Source organism: Streptomyces sp. NPDC030814, assembly GCF_055572155.1.
In genome coordinates, this window is the sequence record NZ_JBVIDX010000002.1 from 168,256 (window position 1) to 187,812 (window position 19,557).

At 71.1% G+C, this 19,557-nt stretch carries 12 protein-coding genes and 1 pseudogene; 3 read left to right on the forward strand and 10 right to left on the reverse strand.

The window, feature by feature from the left end; translation table 11 throughout:
- Nucleotides 1-90: 90 nt before the first annotated feature.
- On the reverse strand, nt 91-756 hold the full coding sequence (locus ACZ43N_RS04210) for a TetR/AcrR family transcriptional regulator (protein ID WP_468094817.1): 666 nt from the start codon (nt 754-756) through the stop codon (nt 91-93).
- Nucleotides 757-879: 123 nt separating this feature from the next.
- On the opposite strand from ACZ43N_RS04210, the gene ACZ43N_RS04215 reads away from it, so the two are divergent.
- Nucleotides 880-1,779 carry a shikimate dehydrogenase gene (locus ACZ43N_RS04215; protein ID WP_468094818.1) on the forward strand — a complete coding sequence of 300 codons (900 nt, stop codon included), beginning with the start codon at nt 880-882 and terminating at the stop codon, nt 1,777-1,779.
- Nucleotides 1,780-1,879: 100 nt separating this feature from the next.
- Nucleotides 1,880-3,670: a bifunctional sugar phosphate isomerase/epimerase/4-hydroxyphenylpyruvate dioxygenase family protein gene (locus tag ACZ43N_RS04220; protein WP_468094819.1), complete on the forward strand. Its 1,791-nt coding sequence runs from the start codon at nt 1,880-1,882 to the stop codon at nt 3,668-3,670.
- Between the two features lie 60 nt (nt 3,671-3,730).
- Here the strand turns inward: ACZ43N_RS04220 and ACZ43N_RS04225 are convergent, their stop codons facing one another.
- From ACZ43N_RS04225 to ACZ43N_RS04235, 3 genes are all read right to left on the reverse strand, one after another.
- The gene (locus ACZ43N_RS04225) at nt 3,731-5,194 is read right to left on the reverse strand and encodes a membrane-associated oxidoreductase (RefSeq protein WP_468094820.1); all 1,464 of its coding nucleotides are present in this window, start codon (nt 5,192-5,194) and stop codon (nt 3,731-3,733) included.
- Nucleotides 5,195-5,249: 55 nt separating this feature from the next.
- Nucleotides 5,250-6,731: a hypothetical protein gene (locus tag ACZ43N_RS04230; protein ID WP_468094821.1), complete on the reverse strand. Its 1,482-nt coding sequence runs from the start codon at nt 6,729-6,731 to the stop codon at nt 5,250-5,252.
- A 66-nt stretch (nt 6,732-6,797) separates the two neighbouring features.
- Complete coding sequence (locus ACZ43N_RS04235; RefSeq protein ID WP_468094823.1) at nt 6,798-9,686, reverse strand: peroxidase family protein; 2,889 nt, start codon at nt 9,684-9,686, stop codon at nt 6,798-6,800.
- A 256-nt stretch (nt 9,687-9,942) separates the two neighbouring features.
- On the opposite strand from ACZ43N_RS04235, the gene ACZ43N_RS04240 reads away from it, so the two are divergent.
- Nucleotides 9,943-10,995, forward strand: a complete 1,053-nt coding sequence (locus tag ACZ43N_RS04240) for a HEAT repeat domain-containing protein (RefSeq protein ID WP_468094825.1) — start codon at nt 9,943-9,945, stop codon at nt 10,993-10,995.
- A 154-nt stretch (nt 10,996-11,149) separates the two neighbouring features.
- Here ACZ43N_RS04240 and gnd read toward each other — a convergent pair whose 3' ends face one another.
- The 6 genes and pseudogenes from gnd to tkt all read right to left on the reverse strand — a co-directional run bounded on the left by gnd (nt 11,150) and on the right by tkt (nt 19,476).
- Nucleotides 11,150-12,031, reverse strand: a complete 882-nt coding sequence (gene gnd / locus ACZ43N_RS04245; protein ID WP_468094827.1) for a phosphogluconate dehydrogenase (NAD(+)-dependent, decarboxylating) — start codon at nt 12,029-12,031, stop codon at nt 11,150-11,152.
- Nucleotide 12,032: 1 nt separating this feature from the next.
- Complete coding sequence (gene pgi / locus ACZ43N_RS04250) at nt 12,033-13,772, reverse strand: glucose-6-phosphate isomerase (protein WP_468094829.1); 1,740 nt, start codon at nt 13,770-13,772, stop codon at nt 12,033-12,035.
- Nucleotides 13,765-14,703, reverse strand: a complete 939-nt coding sequence (gene opcA, locus ACZ43N_RS04255) for a glucose-6-phosphate dehydrogenase assembly protein OpcA (RefSeq protein WP_468094830.1) — start codon at nt 14,701-14,703, stop codon at nt 13,765-13,767. Before opcA ends, pgi begins: the two co-directional genes overlap by 8 nt.
- Nucleotides 14,700-16,253 (reverse strand): glucose-6-phosphate dehydrogenase, encoded by a 1,554-nt coding sequence (gene zwf / locus ACZ43N_RS04260; RefSeq protein WP_468094831.1) that lies wholly within the window; start codon nt 16,251-16,253, stop codon nt 14,700-14,702. Before zwf ends, opcA begins: the two co-directional genes overlap by 4 nt.
- Complete coding sequence (tal, locus tag ACZ43N_RS04265; protein WP_468094832.1) at nt 16,250-17,404, reverse strand: transaldolase; 1,155 nt, start codon at nt 17,402-17,404, stop codon at nt 16,250-16,252. Before tal ends, zwf begins: the two co-directional genes overlap by 4 nt.
- Nucleotides 17,405-17,423: 19 nt before the next feature.
- Nucleotides 17,424-19,476 (reverse strand): annotated as a pseudogene (gene tkt / locus ACZ43N_RS04270) (transketolase).
- Nucleotides 19,477-19,557: the final 81 nt, after the last annotated feature.

Here is a 19,557-nt window from a genome sequence, read left to right on the forward strand (position 1 = left end):
GTGGCTACGGATGTTGCGCCCACGTTTCCCAGGTGTCAAGGGGTGGTACCGAACGAACCTCCCGACCGGGAGCGGGCCGGGGCGGCGCCGTCAGTCCGTCGCCCGGTCCGCCGTGAGATACGCGATCACCATGTCGCCGAGCATCGTGCGGTAGTGCTCTCGCTGCTCGGGGGCGACCAGGTCGCGGCCGAAGAGAGCGCCGAAGGTGTGCCGGTTGGAGACCCGGAAGAAGCAGAAGGCGCTGATCATCGCGTGCAGGTCGACGGCGTCGACGTCGGCCGTGAACAGGCCGGACTTCTGCCCCGACTCCAGGATGCGGCGGATCACGTCCAGCGCCGGCGAGCCGATCCTGCCCAGCTTCTCGGAGGCGGCGATGTGCTCGGCCTCGTGGATGTTCTCGATGCTGACCAGACGGATGAAGTCCGGGTGCCGCTCGTGGTGGTCGAAGGTGACCTCGGCCAGGCGCCGGATGGCGGCGACCGGGTCCAGGTGCTCGACGTCCAGCTCCTGCTCCGCCTGCCGGATCACGGAGTACGCCCGCTCCAGCACGGCCGTGAAGAGCTGCTCCTTGCCGCCGAAGTAGTAGTAGATCATCCGCTTGGTGGTGCGGGTGCGGGCGGCGATCTCGTCGACCCGGGCCCCCGCGAAACCGGAGCGGGCGAACTCCTTGGTCGCGACGTCGAGGATCTCGGCCTTGGTGCGGGCCGCGTCACGGATGCGCCCGTTCGGTCGTGCCGGTTCTTCGACGCTGGTCATCGGGTTCCTTCGGGCAAGGGGCCAATGACGGCGATTGTAGAAGAGGGCTTCCCCTGCTCGACCCGGGCTGCTATCACTAACGTACTAGTTCGTACATTAGTGAGCCCCGTAGGAGGCCCCGTCGTGCCCCAGGTCCCGAACCACGTCCCGACGCGGGAGTCGTATCTCGTCGGCCTCATCGGGTCCGGCATCGGGCCCTCACTCAGCCCCGCGCTGCACGAGCGGGAGGCCGACCGGCAGGGGCTGCGGTATCTGTACCGGCTGATCGACATCGACGGCCTCGGGGTCGGCCCCGAGAAGGTGGGCGACCTGGTGCGCGCCGCCCGGGACCTGGGCTTCGACGGGCTCAACATCACCCACCCCTGCAAGCAGCTCGTCATCGAGCATCTCGACGCCCTCGCCCCGCAGGCCGCCGCGCTCGGCGCCGTCAACACCGTCGTCTTCGAGGACGGCCGCGCCATCGGCCACAACACGGACGTCACCGGCTTCGCCGCCTCGTTCGCGCGCGGACTGCCCGACGTCCCGCTGGAGAAGGTCGTGCAGCTGGGCGCCGGGGGCGCGGGCGCGGCCGTCGCGCACGCCACGCTCACCCTCGGCGCGGAGCACGTCACCGTCGTCGACCCGATGCCCGACCGCGCGGCCGGCCTCGCCACGGCGCTCGACCGGCACTTCGGGGCCGGACGCGCGACCGCGGCGACGCCGGACACGCTGCCGGCGCTGCTGGGGGCGGCCGACGGGGTGGTGCACGCGACGCCGACCGGGATGGCGGCGCACCCCGGGCTGCCCTTCGCCGCGGAGCTGCTGCATCCCGGGTTGTGGGTGGCCGAGGTGGTGTACCGCCCCCTGGAGACGGCGCTGCTGCGGACGGCTCGTGCGCTGGGGTGCGCCACCTTGGACGGGGGAGGGATGGCGGCGTTCCAGGCGGCGGACGCGTTCCGCCTGTTCACGGGCAGGGAGGCGGACGCGCCACGGATGCTGGCCGACATCGCCGAGCTGGCCGGTGCCGCAGGGGCCGCGCGGTAGCCCCGTCGACGCGTCCCCGCGGGGACCTTCCCGGTCGTCGGCAGCACAGCTGGAATCACCCGGTCGTCGGCAGCACAGCCGGAACCAGAGGAGCACCATCATGCGCACATCCATCGCCACCGTCTCCCTCAGCGGGTCCCTCACCGAGAAGCTCACGGCCGCCGCCCGGGCCGGGTTCGACGGGGTGGAGATCTTCGAGAACGATCTGCTGGCCAGCCCGCTCGCCCCGGAGGAGATCCGGGCCCGGTGCGCGGACCTGGGGCTGGGTATCGACCTCTACCAGCCGATGCGGGACATCGAGGCCGTGCCGGCCGACGAGTTCGAGCGGAACCTGCGGCGGGCCCGGCACAAGTTCGAGCTGATGCGGCGGCTCGGCGCCGACACGGTCCTGGTGTGCTCCAGCGTGCATCCGCTCGCCGAGGACGACGACGCCCTCGCCGCCGGCCAACTGCGCCGACTGGCCGACCTGGCGCAGGACTTCGGGATCCGGGTCGCGTACGAGGCGCTGGCCTGGGGACGGCACGTCAGCACGTACGACCACGCCTGGCGCATCGTCGAGGCCGCCGACCACCCCGCGCTCGGCACCTGCCTGGACAGCTTCCACATCCTCGCCCGGGGGTCCGACCCCAAGGGCATCGAGGACATCCCCGGCGAGAAGATCTTCTTCCTGCAGCTGGCCGACGCCCCGCTGATGGCGATGGACGTGCTCCAGTGGAGCCGCCACTACCGCTGCTTCCCCGGCCAGGGCGGCTTCGACCTCACGGGCCTCGTCCGGCATGTGCGGGCGGCCGGATACCGGGGCCCCTTGTCCCTGGAGGTCTTCAACGACGTGTTCCGGCAGGCCGAGGCGGGCCCCACCGCCGTCGACGCCCACCGCTCCCTGCTGATGCTCCAGGAGGCGGCGGGCCTGGCCACGCTGCCGGAGCCCGTGGTGCCCACCGGGGTCGCGTTCACCGAACTCGTCACCCCCGACGCCGAGCCCGTGGCCGCGCTGCTCGGCGCCCTCGGCTTCGCCCGCACCGCCCGCCACCGCAGCAAGCCGGTGGACCTGTGGCGGCAGGGCGAGGCACGGGTCCTGGTCAACACCGGCCCCGCAGTCCGGCGCGACGGCACCCAGCTCGCCGCGATCGGCCTGGAGTCACCGGACCCGGCAGGCGCCGCCCACCGCGCCGAAGCCCTGCTCGCCCCGGTCCTGCCCCGCCGCCGCGCCCCGGAGGACGTCGCCCTGGACGCGGTCGCCGCCCCCGACGGCACCGAACTCTTCTTCTGCGCCACCGACCGCCCCGAACTCCCCAGCTGGACCGATGACTTCCAGTCCGTGCCCCACGCGGAGCCCGCACGGCACGTCCACCGGGTGGACCATCTCGCCCTCACCCAGCCCTGGCACCAGTTCGACGAGGCGGCCCTCTTCCACCGCACCGTGCTCGGCCTGCCCGCCCACGAGAGCGTGGACGTCGCCGACCCCTACGGCCTGTTCCGCAGCCGGCCGACCGGCAACGCGGACGGCAGCGTCCGGATCGCCCTCGGCGTCGGCCCCGCACCGACGGACGACACCGCCCGCGCCCAGCACATCGCCCTCGCCACGGACGACGTGGTCGCCGCGGCCCGCGCGTTCCGCGACGCCGGGGGCCGCCTGCTGGCAGTCCCCGCGAACTACTACGACGACCTGGCCGCCCGCTTCGAGTTCACCGACGGCGAGCTGGAGACGTACCGTGAGCTCGGCATCCTCTACGACCGTGACGCGGACGGCGAGTTCCGCCACTGCTACACCGAGACCGTCGGCCGCCTCTTCTTCGAACTCGTCCAGCGCGACGGCGACTACCGGGGCTACGGGGCCCACAACGCCCCGGTCCGGCTCGCCGCGCAACACGTCCAACGCCAGGTCAGGTGACGGGAGCCGGGTTCCGCGACCGGTCTCATCGGGACTCACCCGCGGCCGGACACCGGGGCCTCACTGGCGGCTGACGGTGCGGGTCACACCCGTGACCACCGTCGTCGCCAGGATCCACCCCGTGATGATGAGGACGTACGACAGCCACTGTGCCCAGCCCTCGGGCGCGTACGCCCGCTCCTGGCCGAAGTCGATGATCGGCAGCAGCAGGTCGAGGGTGTAGACGACCGGGTTGAAGACCGGGGCCTCGTCGGCCTTCAGTGGCTGCGGCGGGTGCAGCGCGTACGCCACCGAGCCCACCGCCATCAACGACAGCAGCCAGACGGCCGCGCGCAGCGGACGGAACCCGTAGCCGACCGCGGCGTCCTGGACCAGGCCCCACAGCCGCCCGTACCAGGGAAGGGTGGCCCGGCGCCGACGCTGCTTGGCGAGCTGGACGAGCCGGGCCGCGTCGTCGTCGCCGATACGGCGGTACGCGGCGGTCAGCTGCTCGTAGGAGTGGGGGATGAACCCGTCCTCGTCCCGCGCCAGCATGGGAAGCCGCAGCGAGGCCGGGAGGTGGGAGAGAAGGGAGGTGTACGTCAGGTCGTTGAGGCGTACCTTGTCGGGAACCACGTCGGGTTCCATGAGGAGCACCTCGATCTGGGACCGGCGGAGGTTGAGACTGCCCTCCATCCGGGGGCCGGCGCGCAGCCACAGCTCACCGATGACGCAACTGCTGGCCCGTAACGCCGTACCGCCGGGGTGCGCCAGTCGTGCGTACGACAGGTCGAGGCGCCCCGACACCCGGGCGCCGCGCATCTCCACCCGCCCCCGCACCTGCGCGCGGCGCAGTTCGACGTCGGCCTCGGCGGTGAGCGTCTCGGCGGTGAGGGCGATGCCGTCCGACCGGTCCAGGCGCGCGTCGTTGAGGTTGACCGACCCGGCGACCCGGGCGCCGACGAGTCTGACCTCGCCCCGCGCCCGCAGCCCCGGGGCGCACAGCTCCTCCCCGATCTCGGCCTGGTTCAGCCGCAGCGCGGGTTCCCCGTCGTCCGGCGCGGTGAACTCGGCCCGTTCCATGAAGAGGGTCCCGGATATCTGCGCCCCCGTGAGCTTGACCGGCCCCCCGAACCGGCAGTTCGTCAGCCGCAGCCCCCCGTCGATCCGGACCCGTGCCGACCGCAGGCCCGGCAGGACGGAGCCGGTGAGGTTGAGATAGACGAGCTGCGCACCGGAGAAGTCCGGGGCCTCCTCGAAGTGGCAGTCGCTGAGCCGTACGACGCTCTCGAGCGTCGCGTACTTCAGGTCCAGGGTGCCGGTGATCCGAGCCCCCGCGACCTTGAGCGCGGCGACCTCGCCCTCCTCCCGGGGCGTCGTGAGGAGCAACGTCCGCAGGACCGCCGCCCGCACGGTCCGCTCGTGACCCCCGTCGGCTCCGTCCTCGGCACCTCTGTCCTCGTCTGCGCCGAAGTCCACCGAGGCACCCCGGGGAAAGGCCTCCCACACGCGCCGCTCGGCCTGGGTGAGCTCGTCGATCATCATCAACGCGACTCTCACCCGACACACGTGTACGTGTCAACTACCCCTTGCCGGCCGCTCAGTGGCCCCAGGCCCGGTCATGGGCGCGGTGCGCGTCCGTGAGGCCGTTCACGAAGAAACGGTCGTAGTACTCGTTCTCCACGTGATGGACCTGGAGCCACACCCCCGGCACATGGATGGCGTCCGTGTGCGCCGGGAAGCGGCCGTGGGTGCGCAGGACGTACTCGCAGACGTCACGGGCGCACTCCACCACCCGGTCGTCGTACTCACTGGCCTCGGTGAGATACCGCTCCCCGTAGTCGTCCCGGTAGATACGGGCGAAGACGTCCCGGTCGGTGTAGACACCGTCCTTGCCGAACTTCGCGTCGATGATCGTCCGTACCGCCTCGGCCATGGACGGGAACGCGGGCGGGCAGGCCGCCGCGATCAACTGCTCGCCGTCGGGGGAGCGCAGCCCCACCGGATGCGAGCGCACCGTCGCGTACTTCGGCAGGGGGATGTGCCAGCGCCAGATGTCGGCGGGGCGCCAGCGGGGGGTGACGAAGTCGAATCCGAGCATCCTGCCGTACGCCCGCGAGAACTTGGGGTCGCCGAGGGCGATCTGCGGGTTGACGGACGCGTGGATCCAGGCGCCCAGGCCCATCGCCTCGGCGGTGAGCATCAGGTTCTGGAGCAGCAGGTCGGCCTCGATCTGGGTGCGCATGGGGCCGAGGGCGCCGAGCGGCAGCTTCAGATCGCCGTTCAGGAAACCGTTCCTGACCCACTTCCGCACTCCGGCGGGGCGGTAGAGGTTGCGGTCGTCGACGAAGGTGGGGCGGGCCCCGTCCGGCTGCGTCAGCAGGTACATCAGGGCGTTGACGTACTGGTGGGAGAGGTCCACCACCGGGAACAGCAGGGCCGTGCCCGGCAGGTTGGACAGGAAGCGGTTGGAGTCGAGGTACGCGGGGAAGTCCCGCTTGCCCGGCGCGACGTCGAGCCGGTGGTCCAGGACCTCGACCTTCGCCTGGCGCGCCCGCGCCACCAGGGTCTCGGCGTCGAACGGCTCGTCGGGCGCGGGCGGCAGCCTGCGCAGGAAGTAGGTTCCCGTGTCGTTGACCAGGAAGAAGTGGGTGCCCTGGGCGTTGTCCGGGCTCCCCGCGGTGCGGCCCGTCATCGTCAGATTGGGCTTGGACATGATGGGCGTGCCGTTGTCCGGGTCCTCGAAGGGCCGGTCGGGCATGGTGAGCCCGGTGGTGCCGGTGATCGCGATCAGCACCGCCTCCTCCAGCTCCGTCAGCGGGCGCACGGCGTGGGAGGAGGTGTAGGTCATGGTCCCGGCGGACACCTTGGCGCCCCGGCTCACCCGGTGCGTACGGCGTCGCCACACGGTGTTCAGCAGCGGGCGCCGGAAGAGGTCGGCGAGTCCGGGGTGGGTGGAGCCGGACATGGCGGTGCTGGACATGGCGGTGCCGGACGTGGCGGTGCCGGATGTGGGGATGCCGGGCGCGCCGAAGGGGTCGCCGGATCCGGGCACCCCGGAAGGGTTGTCGGTGAAGGTCATGCTGTTCCCCCGTTGTGTGGTTCAGGGCCCGGGGCCGTGCCGCAGCCCGGGCCGTGTGTCACGGCGTCATGGTGAACCGCCGTCGCTCGTGGTGCCGTTGTCCGTCGGCCGCACCGTCCGCCACGGCGCGAACGCGCTCGCCCCACGCGGGAGCAGCGGCGCCAGCTCCGGGCAGTGGCGCAGGACGACGGAGTTCATACCGCCCTTCTCGACCCAGTCGATGCCGAGCGGGGTGTAGACCTCCGGCCGGTAGTCGACCGTCAGGAAGCGGTCGCTCTGGAGCCGCCGGCTGGCCATCAGGATGAAGATCCGGAACGCGGTGTCGCTGAACCCGAAGCCCCTGGGAGGGTTCTCCGCGAACAGCCCCACCACCGTGTCGATCTCGTCGACGTCGCGGTACACGTCCTTCAGCCGGGCCAGGGTCTCCGCGTTCTCCGTCAGCTCCTCGAACGAACGGATCCGCGGCTTGTGCAGTCCGGCCCGGAAGTCGTTGTAGCGCGGCACCCCGCGCCGCCGGGTGCGGACGAGGTCGACCACCGACAGGTCGATGATCTCCCCGTCGCGTTCGAACCGCTGGAGCGAGCGCGGGAAGTTGTGCAGGGTGATCGCTCCGGGGTGGGCGATACCGAACGAGTACAGGGAGTTCGCGAGACCCGTCTTGCGGATCCGCGTCTCGGCGGCGCCGCCCTGGATGTCGAGGAAACCCACCGTCTCCAGCCGCCGCCCGAACTGGTGCTCACGCAGCTCGTAGTCGTCCGGGATCAGCGGATGCATGCGGTAGACGGTGACGAAGTCCTCCGTCAGCGAGTACGGCGCCGCATGGTGGTCCGGCAGCGTCTGCGGGATACCGGTCAGCGAGTGCGCCTCGAACAGCCACAGCCCCAGCTGGTTGAGCCAGTTCCTCGGCGGGCCCGACCAGTTGGTGTGCAGGGCGATGTCGATCGCCTCGGTGGCGAGGATCGCCGGGGTCCACTCCACCGTGTGGATCTTCGCGATCAGCGCGGAGACCACCAGCCGTGCCGTGTGGTAGATCCGCTCCTCGCTCATCGCCGGGTACTCGGCGCGCAGCGCCGCGCAGACCGCGTTGTGCTCGCGGGCGAACAGCGTGTGCATCGCGCTGAGGCCCATCCACCAGCTCTCGTTGAACCCGGTGAGCGGGATGCCGTTGCCGTTCATCGGCACATGGCCTTCCTCCAGACGCAGTTCGGCGCGCCCGTCGGCCTCGCGCAGGAAACGCGCGCTCCGCTCGTCCGCCCCGTACACCTCGGAACCGTCCCACCAGTGGGAGGCGCTGTTGGCGAACAGGATCGGCGGCTGCCCCGGCCGCTCGACGCCCTCGTTCTCCGCGAACCGCATCATGTCCTCGACCGGCCCGTTCGGGGTGTTCCGCCATCCGTCGTGTCCGGGCGGCAGCGGCACCTCCACGCTGCGGTCGCCGGGCTTGTGGCGGCGGTGGTTGACCCAGTCGTGCACCTGGAACTGGATCCACGCCGCCGCCAGCACATTGAGCGTGGTCGCGGGCACGAAGCTCTCGCGGTGCAGCAGCTGCCTGCTGACCGTGACCGGGTTCGGGACGTCGAAGAGGTCCGGCCGGTGGTCCGGTGCCAGGTTACGGCCGAAGGCGGCGCCGACCGCGCCCATCCTCGGCTCCGACAGATCGTTGTACGTCCCGTCGTACGACCGCTCCGTGCGCAGCCGCTCCGGGACCGGCTCCGGGACGGGCTGGGCCCGGGGCGGCGCCTCGCCCGGCTCCGTGTCGATCAGGTTCAGCCGGCGCAGCACCTTCCGCAGGAAGACCAGGTTCAGCAGGCTCAGCGACACCGGCAGCCGATGCCACGGGACGTACCGGTTCAGCATCCCGATCGCGGCGCCCACGGGGCCGCCGAGCAGCCGGTTGCGCAAGGGTTCCGCAGTGACGAAGCGCTGCCCGAGGCGGTGCCCGCCGCTCGCCCGGTACGCGGCCTTCCGCGCCCGGTTGATATTCCCCAGTGGCCGGAATGCATCGGTCGTGTACCAGGGGTTGAAGGTCAGGTCCTCGACGCGCCGTGCCGCGGCCCGTGCCTCGGCGCCGTCCAGCTCCTGGCTCGGAACGGTGAGCCGCGCGATGGGCACCGCCGGCGCCACCGCGTCCTTCCACTCCACCGACGCGTCCTCGACCGGCGTCCGCCGCTCGTCCACGTACCGCTGAACGCACAGATCGAACGCCACATCGGCCTGCCCGAGGCGCCGCGCGAACTCGCGGTGCAGGAAGTCGGGGTCCCGCCGGTCGGGCGCGGGCGCCACCGGCGTACCGGGAGCGGGCCGCAGCAGATACCGCACGGGCCCTGCCTCGCCCCACATCATCGCACCGCGGCTCCAATAGGTCTCGCTCGCGAAGGAGTTCACCGACCGCCGGGTGGCCTCCCGCACATTCCGCCGCATCCGCCCGGCCGTCCTGAACCCCACCGCCAGCGGCAGCTTCACCAACAGTCCGAACGCCTTCCGCAGCGGACTCCGTGCCCCCGCCATCGCCTTGGCGAACGCCACGAACTCCCGCGCGTTCGCCGCGTGCGACACCGGGAAGCTGGTGGCCAGCAGATCATGGCTCTCGTCCTCCGACACCCGCACCCGCACCGCCACCCCCCGCAGGTCGGGGGAGCCGTCGCCCTGCCGGATGCCGCTCGCGTTGGACAACCGGACCACCGCCGGATAGTCGGCGCCGGGCTGCGCGAACCCGACCCGCAGGGCCGCAGGGAGGTCGTCGTGGAAGCGCAGCCGGGCGTTCTCCACGGCCACCGGGGCCTTCGCGTGGAACGCCCGCGCGATCCCGCCACCTCCGGCCCGCCGGTTCCTGACCTGGACCTCCATCAGCTCGCGGGCCAGCCGCTCGAACACGAGCCGCTCGGCCTCCGGGCTGCCGCCTTCGTACCGCTCGTATCGCTCGTACCGCTGTTCGTGCTGCCCGGTCTCGGCCATCGGTCGCTTCCTTCGTGCGGACGCGTACACATGCGTACGGGATGCATACGGGACAGGGGCCGCACGCTACCGGCGGCGCCCGGTGGCCACAGCGACAGTTCACGCCATGTGCGCATCTAAGAACAATATGGAGGACAGTCGCATTTGGCATGTCATGGCGGTATTCGAACGTGCGTCCGGCGAATGGGTGGTTGGTGGCCGGAGGCGGGCGGAAACCCCGTCGCCGCGCGTCCGGCCCGGCGGTAGCGTCGCGCGCATGTCGGAGGGGCTGGAGTCGATCGACCGGGCGGAACCGGACGCGGTCGACTGGACGGGGCTGGAGCACAACTACGGCTCCGCCGAGGACGTACCGGATCTGCTGCGCCGTTGCGCGGGGTCCGACGCGGCGGACGCGGAGGACGCCGCGTTCGACCTGCTGAACCACCTCTACCACCAGGGCGGTTGGGTCTGCCCGGCCGCGACGGCCGCGCTCCCCTTCGTGCTCCGGCCGGCGGCCGACCCTCAGGTGACGCCCCGTCGCACGCTGCTGGAACTGGTGGGGCGTGTGGCCGCCGAGGCCGGAAGGGTCGAGGCGCGGTTCCTGGACCCCCGCTGGGCCGCGACCTGGGAACGGCACCTGCCGGACGTGCTCGCCCTGCTGGCCGATCCCGAGCCGGAGATCCGGCGGGCCGCCGCCGATGTCATCGGCGCGTGCGCCGACCCCGGCGAGGACGCCCTACCCGCGCTCCTGAGCCGCTGGCACGCCGAGACCGACCCGGTGACCCGGCTCGACCTGGTCCTCGCGCTCGGCAACGCGGTCCGCCGAGGGCCGACCGGCGCCCCGTCCGACGAGGCCGCCGCCCTCCTGGACTCGCTGCTCGCCGCTCCGGAGCCCCAACTGCGCCTGGCGGCGCTGCACGCGCTCGGCGACGGCCCCCGGTCCTCCGCGGCTGCTTCGGCGGAGGGGCGGCTGGAGATCGCGCTGGGCGCGTTGCGTGATCCGAGTGTGGAGCTGTGGCAGCGCACCAGTGCCGCGGAGTGCGGCGTGCGGGGCATGCACCAGTGGACGGCGTCCCTGTTCGACGGCGCGTCCCCCGCCTTCGCCCTCGGCCTGATGGCCGATCACCCCGACGAGGAACAGCGGGTCGGCGGTCTCGAACAGGCGGCCGGGGTGCTGTCGCGGTGGCGGTCACCGGTCGACGCGCTGCTGCCGGGCGTCGTGGCACGGCTGGACGACCCTGTGCTCGGGCGCCTAGTAGCCCGGGGGCCACTGCTTGTCGGGCGGGTGCGGGTGTTGTGTGGTTTCTCGCGCAGTTCCCCGCGCCCCTGAAGGCATGGGCCTGCGGCCCGGCCTTCAGATGAAAAGCCTGGGGGCGCAGCCCCCGGCTTTTCAGGGGCGCGGGGAACTGCGCGACCAGCCCCCACGCACCCGCACCACTCAGGCACCCCAAGGACCCCCCACCCCCCGGCTCACCCCCGGAGGGCTACCCCTTCGTGGACTCCACCGCATGCCCCCCGAACTGGTTCCGCAGCGCCGCCACCATCTTCATCTGCGGGGAGTCGTCCTGGCGGGACGCGAAGCGGGCGAACAGGGACGCGGTGATCGCCGGCAGCGGGACCGCGTTGTCGATGGCCGCCTCGACCGTCCACCGGCCCTCCCCGGAGTCGGCGGCGTAGCCGCGCAGCTTCTCCAGGTGCTCGTCGGCGTCCAGCGCGTTGACCGCGAGGTCCAGCAGCCAGGAACGGATCACCGTCCCCTCCTGCCAGGACCGGAACACCTCACGGACGTCGGTCACCGAGTCCACGGCCTCCAGCAGTTCCCAGCCCTCGGCGTACGCCTGCATCATGGCGTACTCGATGCCGTTGTGAACCATCTTGGAGAAGTGTCCGGCGCCGACCTTCCCGGCGTGGACGTACCCGTACGGCCCCTCGGGCTTGAGCGCGTCGAAGATCGGCTGGAGCCGGTCCACATGCTCCTTGTCGCCGCCGACCATCAGCGCGTAGCCGTTCTCCAGGCCCCACACGCCGCCCGAGACGCCCGCGTCGACGAAGCCGATGCCCTTGGCGCCCAGCTCCTCGGCGTGCTTCTCGTCGTCGGTCCAGCGGGAGTTGCCGCCGTCGACGACGGTGTCCCCGGCCGACAGCAGGTCCGCCAGCTCGTCCACGACGGACTGGGTGGCGCCGCCGGCGGGGACCATCACCCAGACCGTGCGCGGCGCGTCGAGCCGCTCGACGAGTTCGGTCAGGCTGCCCACGTCGGAGACTTCGGGGTTGCGGTCGTAGCCGATGACGGTGTGGCCCGCGCGGCGGATCCGCTCGCGCATGTTGCCGCCCATCTTGCCGAGACCGATGAGACCGAGCTGCATGTCAGTTCACTTCTTCCTGAGCGTCACGGATGTCATGGGTTTCGCGGGAGCCGACGGCGTCGCGTCGCAGGGCGCGGTAGGCGGCCACCAGGGCCGCCGTGGAGGGGTCGAGCCCGGGCACGTCGACGCCGTCCGTCAGCGCGGGTTCCACCCGCTTGGCCAGGACCTTGCCCAGCTCGACGCCCCACTGGTCGAAGGAGTCGATGTTCCAGATCGCGCCCTGGACGAACACCTTGTGCTCGTAGAGGGCGATGAGCTGGCCGAGGACGGCCGGGGTCAGCTCCGGGGCGAGCACGGTCGTCGTCGGTCGGTTGCCGCGGAACGTGCGGTGCGGGACCTGTTCCTCGGACACCCCCTCCGCCCGCACCTCCTCCGCGGTCTTTCCGAAGGCCAGCGCCTGGCCCTGCGCGAAGAGGTTGGCCATCAGCAGGTCGTGCTGCGCGGCCAGTTCGGGTGCCATGCCGGCGACCGGGCGGGCGAAACCGATCAGGTCGGCCGGGATCAGCTTGGTGCCCTGGTGGAGCAACTGGTAGTAGGCGTGCTGCCCGTTGGTGCCGGGCGTGCCCCACACCACCGGACCGGTCTGCCACTCGACGGGCACCCCGTCGCGGCCCACGTGCTTGCCGTTGGACTCCATGTCCAGCTGTTGCAGATACGTGGTGAACTTGGACAGGTAGTGCGAGTAGGGCAGCACCGCGTGCGACTGGGCGTCGAAGAAGTCGCCGTACCAGACGCCCAACAGGCCCATCAGCAATGGGGCGTTGGACTCCGGCGGCGCCGTCCTGAAGTGGTCGTCGATCGTGCGGAAGCCGTCGAGGAGCTCCCGGAAGCGGTCCGGGCCGATGGCGATCATCAGCGAGAGACCGATCGCCGAGTCGAAGGAGTAGCGGCCCCCGACCCAGTCCCAGAACTCGAACATGTTGTCCGGGTCGATCCCGAACTCGGTGACCTTCCCCGCGTTCGTCGACAGCGCCACGAAGTGCCGGGCCACCGCCTTCTCCGCGCCGCTCCCGGCATCGCCGAAACGGGGGGTGCCCCCGTCGCCGAGCCCGCTCAGCAGCCAGGACCGCGCCGACGTCGCGTTGGTGATCGTCTCGATCGTCGTGAACGTCTTGGAGGCGACGACGAACAGCGTCTCGGCCGGGTCGAGGTCGCGCACCGCCTCGTGCAGGTCTGCGCCGTCGACGTTCGACACGAACCGCACGGTCAGCGACCGGTCGGTGTACGCCCGCAGCGCCTCGTACGCCATCGCGGGACCGAGGTCGGAGCCTCCGATGCCGATGTTGACGACATTGCGGATACGGCGGCCGGTGTGGCCGGTCCAGTCGCCGGAGCGGACGCGGTCGGCGAAGGCGGCCATCCGGTCGAGGACCGCGTGCACGCCGGGGACGACGTTCTCGCCGTCCACCTCGACCACGGCGTCACGCGGGGCGCGCAGCGCGGTGTGCAGGACCGCCCGGTCCTCGGTGGTGTTGATGCGCTCGCCGCGGAACATGGCGTCCCGCTGCCCGAACACATCCGTCGCGGCGGCGAGTTCGAGGAGCAGGGCGAGTGTCTCGTCGTTGATCGGATGCTTGGAGTAGTCGATGCGCAGATCGCCTGCCTGGACGACGTACCGCTCGGCACGCCCGGGGTCGGCGGCGAACAGTTCGCGCAGGGAGGGGTGGAGCATCGGGCCCGCGCGGTGGTCCTCCAACGCGACCCACTCGGGGCGCCGGTTGAGGCGGGGGGTGTCACTCATGGCTAGCGCCCTCCCCGGTGTGCTCGCCGCCGCGCAGAGCGATGGCGTACATCTCGTCCGCGTCGAGGCGGCGCAGCTCCTCGGCGATCAGCTCGGAGGTGGGGCGCACCTTCAGGGCGAGGGTGCGGGAGGGCTGGTCCGGCAGGGTGAGCGTGGCGAGCGGGCCCTCGGGGCGGTCGATGACGATCTCCCCGTTCTCGGTGCCGAGCCGCACGCCCGTCACAACCGGTCCGGCGGTGGTGACGCGCTCGACGGTGACGCCGAGGCGGGCCTCCAGCCAGCGGGCCAGCAACTCGGCGCTCGGGTTGTCGGCCTCGCTGTCGACGGCCGCCGAGATGATCTTAGTGCGGGCCTGGTCCAGGGCGGCGGCGAGCATGGAACGCCATGGCGTCAGCCGGGTCCAGGCCAGGTCGGTGTCGCCGGGGGTGTAGGAGGCCACCCGCTGCTCCAGCGCGGCGAGCGGGGACTCGACGGCGTACATGTCGGTGATCCGGCGCTGCGCCAGCGCCCCCAGCGGGTCCTTCGCCGGGTTCTCCGGCGCGTCCACCGGCCACCACACCACGACCGGAGCGTCCGGCAGCAGCAGCGGCAGGACGACGGAGTCGGCGTGGTCGGACACCTCGCCGTACGTCCGCAGTACGACCGTCTCGCCGGTGCCCGCGTCGGCGCCCACACGCACCTCGGCGTCCAGGTGCGACCGGGTGCGGTCACGGGGGGTGCGGGCATGGCGCTTGATGACGACCAGGGTGCGCGAGGGGTGCTCGTGCGAGGCTTCCTCGGCCGCCTTGATCGAGTCGTACGCGTTCTCCTCGTCCGTCACGATCACCATCGTGAGGACCATGCCCACGGCGGGCGTGCCGATGGCCCTGCGCCCCTGCACCAGGGCCTTGTTGATCTTGCTTGCCGTGGTGTCCGTCAGGTCGAATTTCATGGCCTGCGCCAGCTCCGTCCGTCTCGTGCGAGCATCTCGTCGGCTTCCTCGGGTCCCCAACTGCCCGAGGGGTACTGCGCGGGCCTGCCGTGCTTGGCCCAGTACTCCTCGATCGGGTCGAGGATCTTCCAGGACTCCTCCACCTCCTGGTGGCGGGGGAAGAGGTTGGCGTCGCCGAGCAGCACGTCCAGGATCAGCCGTTCGTACGCCTCCGGGCTGGACTCCGTGAACGACTCGCCGTACGCGAAGTCCATGGTGACGTCCCGGATCTCCATCGAGGTACCCGGCACCTTCGAACCGAAGCGCACGGTCATTCCCTCGTCCGGCTGCACCCGGATGACGATCGCGTTCTTCCCCAGTTCCTCGGTGGCCGTGGAGTCGAACGGGGAGTGCGGTGCGCTCTGGAAGACGACCGCGATCTCGGTGACCCGGCGGCCGAGCCGCTTGCCGGTGCGCAAGTAGAACGGGACACCGGCCCAACGGCGGTTGTCGACCTCCAGCTTGATGGCCGCGTAGGTGTCGGTCCTGGAGTTGGCGTCGATGCCGTCCTCCTGGAGGTAGCCGACCACCTTCTCGCCTCCCTGCCAGGCCTCCGTGTACTGGCCGCGGACGGTGTGGGCGCCCAGATCGGCGGGGAGCCGCACCGACTTGAGGACCTTCAGCTTCTCCGTGAGCAGCGCCTCGGCGTCGAAGGCGATCGGCTCCTCCATCGCGGTGAGCGCCATCAGCTGGAGGAGGTGGTTCTGGATGACGTCGCGAGCGGCGCCGATGCCGTCGTAGTAGCCCGCCCGGCCGCCGATGCCGATGTCCTCGGCCATGGTGATCTGGACGTGGTCGACATACGACCGGTTCCAGATGGGTTCGTACATCTGGTTGGCGAAGCGCAGTGCCAGGAGGTTCTGGACGGTCTCCTTGCCGAGGTAGTGGTCGATGCGGAAGACCTGTTCCGGGTCGAACACCTCGTGCACGATCTCGTTCAGGTCGATGGCGCTGGCCAGGTTGTGGCCGAACGGCTTCTCGATGACCGCGCGCCGCCAGGAGCCCTCGGGTGCGTCGGCCAGCCCGTGCTTCTTGAGTTGCTGGACGACCTTCGGGAAGAACCTCGGCGGTACGGAGAGGTAGAAGGCGAAGTTGCCGCTGGTGCCCCGTGAGGAGTTCAACTCCTCCACTGCTGAACGTAGTTGCTTGAACGCCTCGTCGTCGTCGAAGTCGCCCGGGACGAAGCGCATGCCCTCGGCGAGCTGCTGCCAGACCTCCTCACGGAACTCGGTGCGTGCGTGCTCGCGCACCGCGTCGTGCACCACCTGAGCGAAGTCCTGGTCCTCCCAGTCCCGGCGGGCGAAGCCCACCAGGGAGAAGCCCGGCGGGAGCAGTCCGCGGTTGGCCAGGTCGTACACGGCCGGCATCAGCTTCTTGCGGGACAGGTCCCCCGTCACCCCGAAGATGACGAGTCCGGACGGTCCCGCGATCCGGGGCAGCCGGCGATCGCGCGCGTCGCGCAGCGGATTGGCCCAGTCGGCTGCCGCGAGAGCGGTCGTCTCGGAGGTCATTCCCCATCAACTCCCTTGCTGGTCAAGGACTTCGACACCGTGTCCAACAGGTCCTGCCACGCCGCAGCGAACTTGGCGACGCCTTCCTCCTCCAACTGCCGCACGACCTCGTCGTACGAGATGCCGAGCGCCTCGACGGCCCCCAGATCGGCGCGGGCCTGTGCGTAGCCGCCGGTGACCGTGTCGCCGCGCACCACTGCGTGCGCGGCGGTGGCGCGCAGGGTCGCCTCCGGCATCGTGTTGACCGTGCCCGGCGCCACCAGCTCGTCGACGTACAGGGTCGGCCTGTACGACGGGTCCTTCACCCCGGTCGACGCCCACAGCGGGCGCTGCTTGTTGGCGTGGGCCCCGGCCAGCGCGGTCCAGCGGTCGCCGTCGAAGGCCCTTTCGTAGGCCTCGTAGGCGAGCCGCGCGTTGGCGAGCGCGGCGCGGCCCCTGAGCGCGAGCGCCGCGTCGGTGCCCAGCAGCGTCAGCCGCTTGTCGATCTCGGTGTCGACACGGGAGACGAAGAAGGAGGCGACGGAGTGGACGGCCGCCAGGTCGAGGCCCTTGAGCTTGGCCTTCTCCAGTCCCGCCAGATAGGCCTGCATGACCTCGCCGTAGCGCTCCAGCGAGAAGATCAGCGTGACGTTGACGCTGATGCCGAGGCCGACGACCTCGGTGATCGCCGGAAGACCCGCCCTGGTCGCCGGAATCTTGATCATGACGTTGGGGCGGTCGACCAGCCAGGCGAGCTGCCTGGCCTCGGCGACCGTCGCCCGGGTGTCGTGGGCCAGCCTGGGGTCGACCTCGATGGAGACCCGGCCGTCCCGCCCCGCGGTCGCCTCGTACACCGGGCGCAGGACGTCGGCGGCGGCGCGGACGTCGGCGGTGGTCATCATCCGTACGGCCTCGTCGACCGTCACCCCGCGCACGGCCAGGTCGGCGAGCTGCTCCTCGTAGCCCTTCCCGGAGCCGATCGCGGCCTGGAAGATGGACGGGTTGGTGGTCACGCCGACGACGTTCCCGGACGTGACGAGCCGGGCGAGGTCGCCGGAGGCGATGCGTTCGCGGGAGAGGTCGTCGAGCCAGACGGAGACGCCCTCCTCGAAGAGGCGTCGCAGGGGGTCCGCGGCGGTCGCCGCGGTCGTATCGGTGGTCACAGTGATCATCTTCCTTCAGGCGCTCGCGTCAACCGCGAACGGCGGCCAGGGATTCCCTCGCGGCGGTGACGACGTTCTCGGGGGTGAAGCCGTACTCGGCGAACAGGGTCTCGGCGTCGGCGGAGGCACCGAAGTGCTCCAGGGAGACGAGGCGACCCCCGTCACCGACGTACCGGTACCAGGTGAGACCGATCCCGGCCTCGACCGCCACGCGGGCCTTCACGGACGGCGGCAGTACGCTCTCGCGGTAGGCGCGCGGCTGCTCCTCGAACCACTCCACCGACGGCATCGACACCACCCGGGTCCCGACCCCCTCGGCCTCCAGCCGCTCCCACGCGGCGACGGCGAGCCTCACCTCGGAGCCGGTGGCGAGGAGGATCACGTCCGGCGTCGGGGTGGAGGACTCCCGGAGCACATAGCCGCCCTTCGCGGCGCCGGGGTTCGGCGCGTACGTGGGGACGCCCTGGCGGGTGAGCGCCAGTCCGTGCGGTGCGGGGTGAGTGGCGTGTCGCCGCAGGATCTCCGCCCAGGCGATCGCCGTCTCGTTGGCGTCGGCCGGGCGGACGATGTTCAGGCCGGGAATGGCGCGCAGCGAGGCCAACTGCTCGACCGGCTGATGGGTGGGGCCGTCCTCGCCGAGCCCGATGGAGTCGTGCGTCCACACGTATGTCACCGGGAGCTGCATCAGCGCGGAGAGCCGGACGGCGTTGCGCATGTAGTCGGAGAACACCAGGAAGGTGCCGCCGTGGACACGGGTGTTGCCGTGCAGCGCGATGCCGTTCATCTCGGCGGCCATCGAGTGCTCGCGGATGCCGAAGTGGATGGTGCGGCCGTACGGGTTCGCCTCGGGCAGCGGGTTGTCCGCCGGGAGGAACGAGCTGGTCTTGTCGATCGTGGTGTTGTTCGAGCCGGCGAGGTCGGCCGAGCCGCCCCACAGTTCGGGGATGACCGCGCCGAGCGCCTGGAGGACCTTGCCGGACGCGGCACGGGTCGCGACGGAGGTGCCCTCCTCGAACACCGGCAGGTGCGACTCCCAGCCCTCGGGCAGCCGGCCGGCCACCACCCGGTCGAACAGCTGGGCCCGCTCCGGCTGGGCGGCGCGCCACTCGGCGATCCGCTTGTCCCAGGCGGCGTGCTCCTCGGCGCCCCGGTCGAGGGCCTTCCGGGTGTGGGCGAGGACGTCGTCGGCGACCTGGAAGGTCTTGTTCGCGTCGAAGCCGAGGACCCGCTTGGTGGCCGCGATTTCCTCCTCGCCGAGCGCGGATCCGTGGGCGGCCTCGGTGTTCTGCGCGTTCGGCGCGGGCCAGGCGATGATGGTGCGCATCGCGATGAAGGAGGGGCACGAGGTCTCCTCCTGCGCGGCCCTCAGCGCGTCGTACAGGGCGTGCACGTCGATGTTCCCGTTGAACGCCGGCTCGATCCGCTGGACGTGCCAGCCGTACGCCTCGTACCGCTTCAGCACGTCCTCGGAGAACGCGGTGGCGGTGTCGCCCTCGATCGAGATGTGGTTGTCGTCGTAGAGGAACACGAGGTTGCCGAGCCGCTGATGGCCTGCGAGGGAGGAGGGCCTCGGCGGAGATGCCCTCCTCCAGATCGCCGTCGGAGACGATCGCCCAGACGGTGTGGTCGAACGGGGACGCGCCCTCGGGCGTGTCCGGGTCGAACAGCCCGCGCTCGTAGCGAGCGGCCATCGCCATGCCGACCGCGTTGGCGACACCCTGCCCCAGCGGACCGGTGGTGGTCTCGACCCCGGCGGTGTGCCCGTACTCGGGGTGACCCGGCGTCTTCGAACCGTGCGTCCGGAACGCCTTCAGGTCGTCCAGCTCCAGCTCGTACCCGGCGAGGAAGAGCTGGGTGTACAGGGTCAGCGAGGTGTGGCCGGGGGAGAGGACGAAGCGGTCGCGGCCGGTCCACTCGGGATCGGCGGGGTCATGTCGCATCACCTTCTGAAAGAGCGTGTACGCGGCGGGCGCCAGGCTCATCGCGGTTCCGGGGTGCCCGTTGCCGACCTTCTGGACGGCGTCGGCGGCCAGCAGGCGCGCGGTGTCGACGGCACGTCGGTCGAGTTCTGTCCAGTTCATCTTCAAGGAGTCCTCGATAGGTGCGGCGGAATGGCCTTGGCGCCTTCAAAACTAAAAGTCTGACTTTTGAGAAGGAAGGTT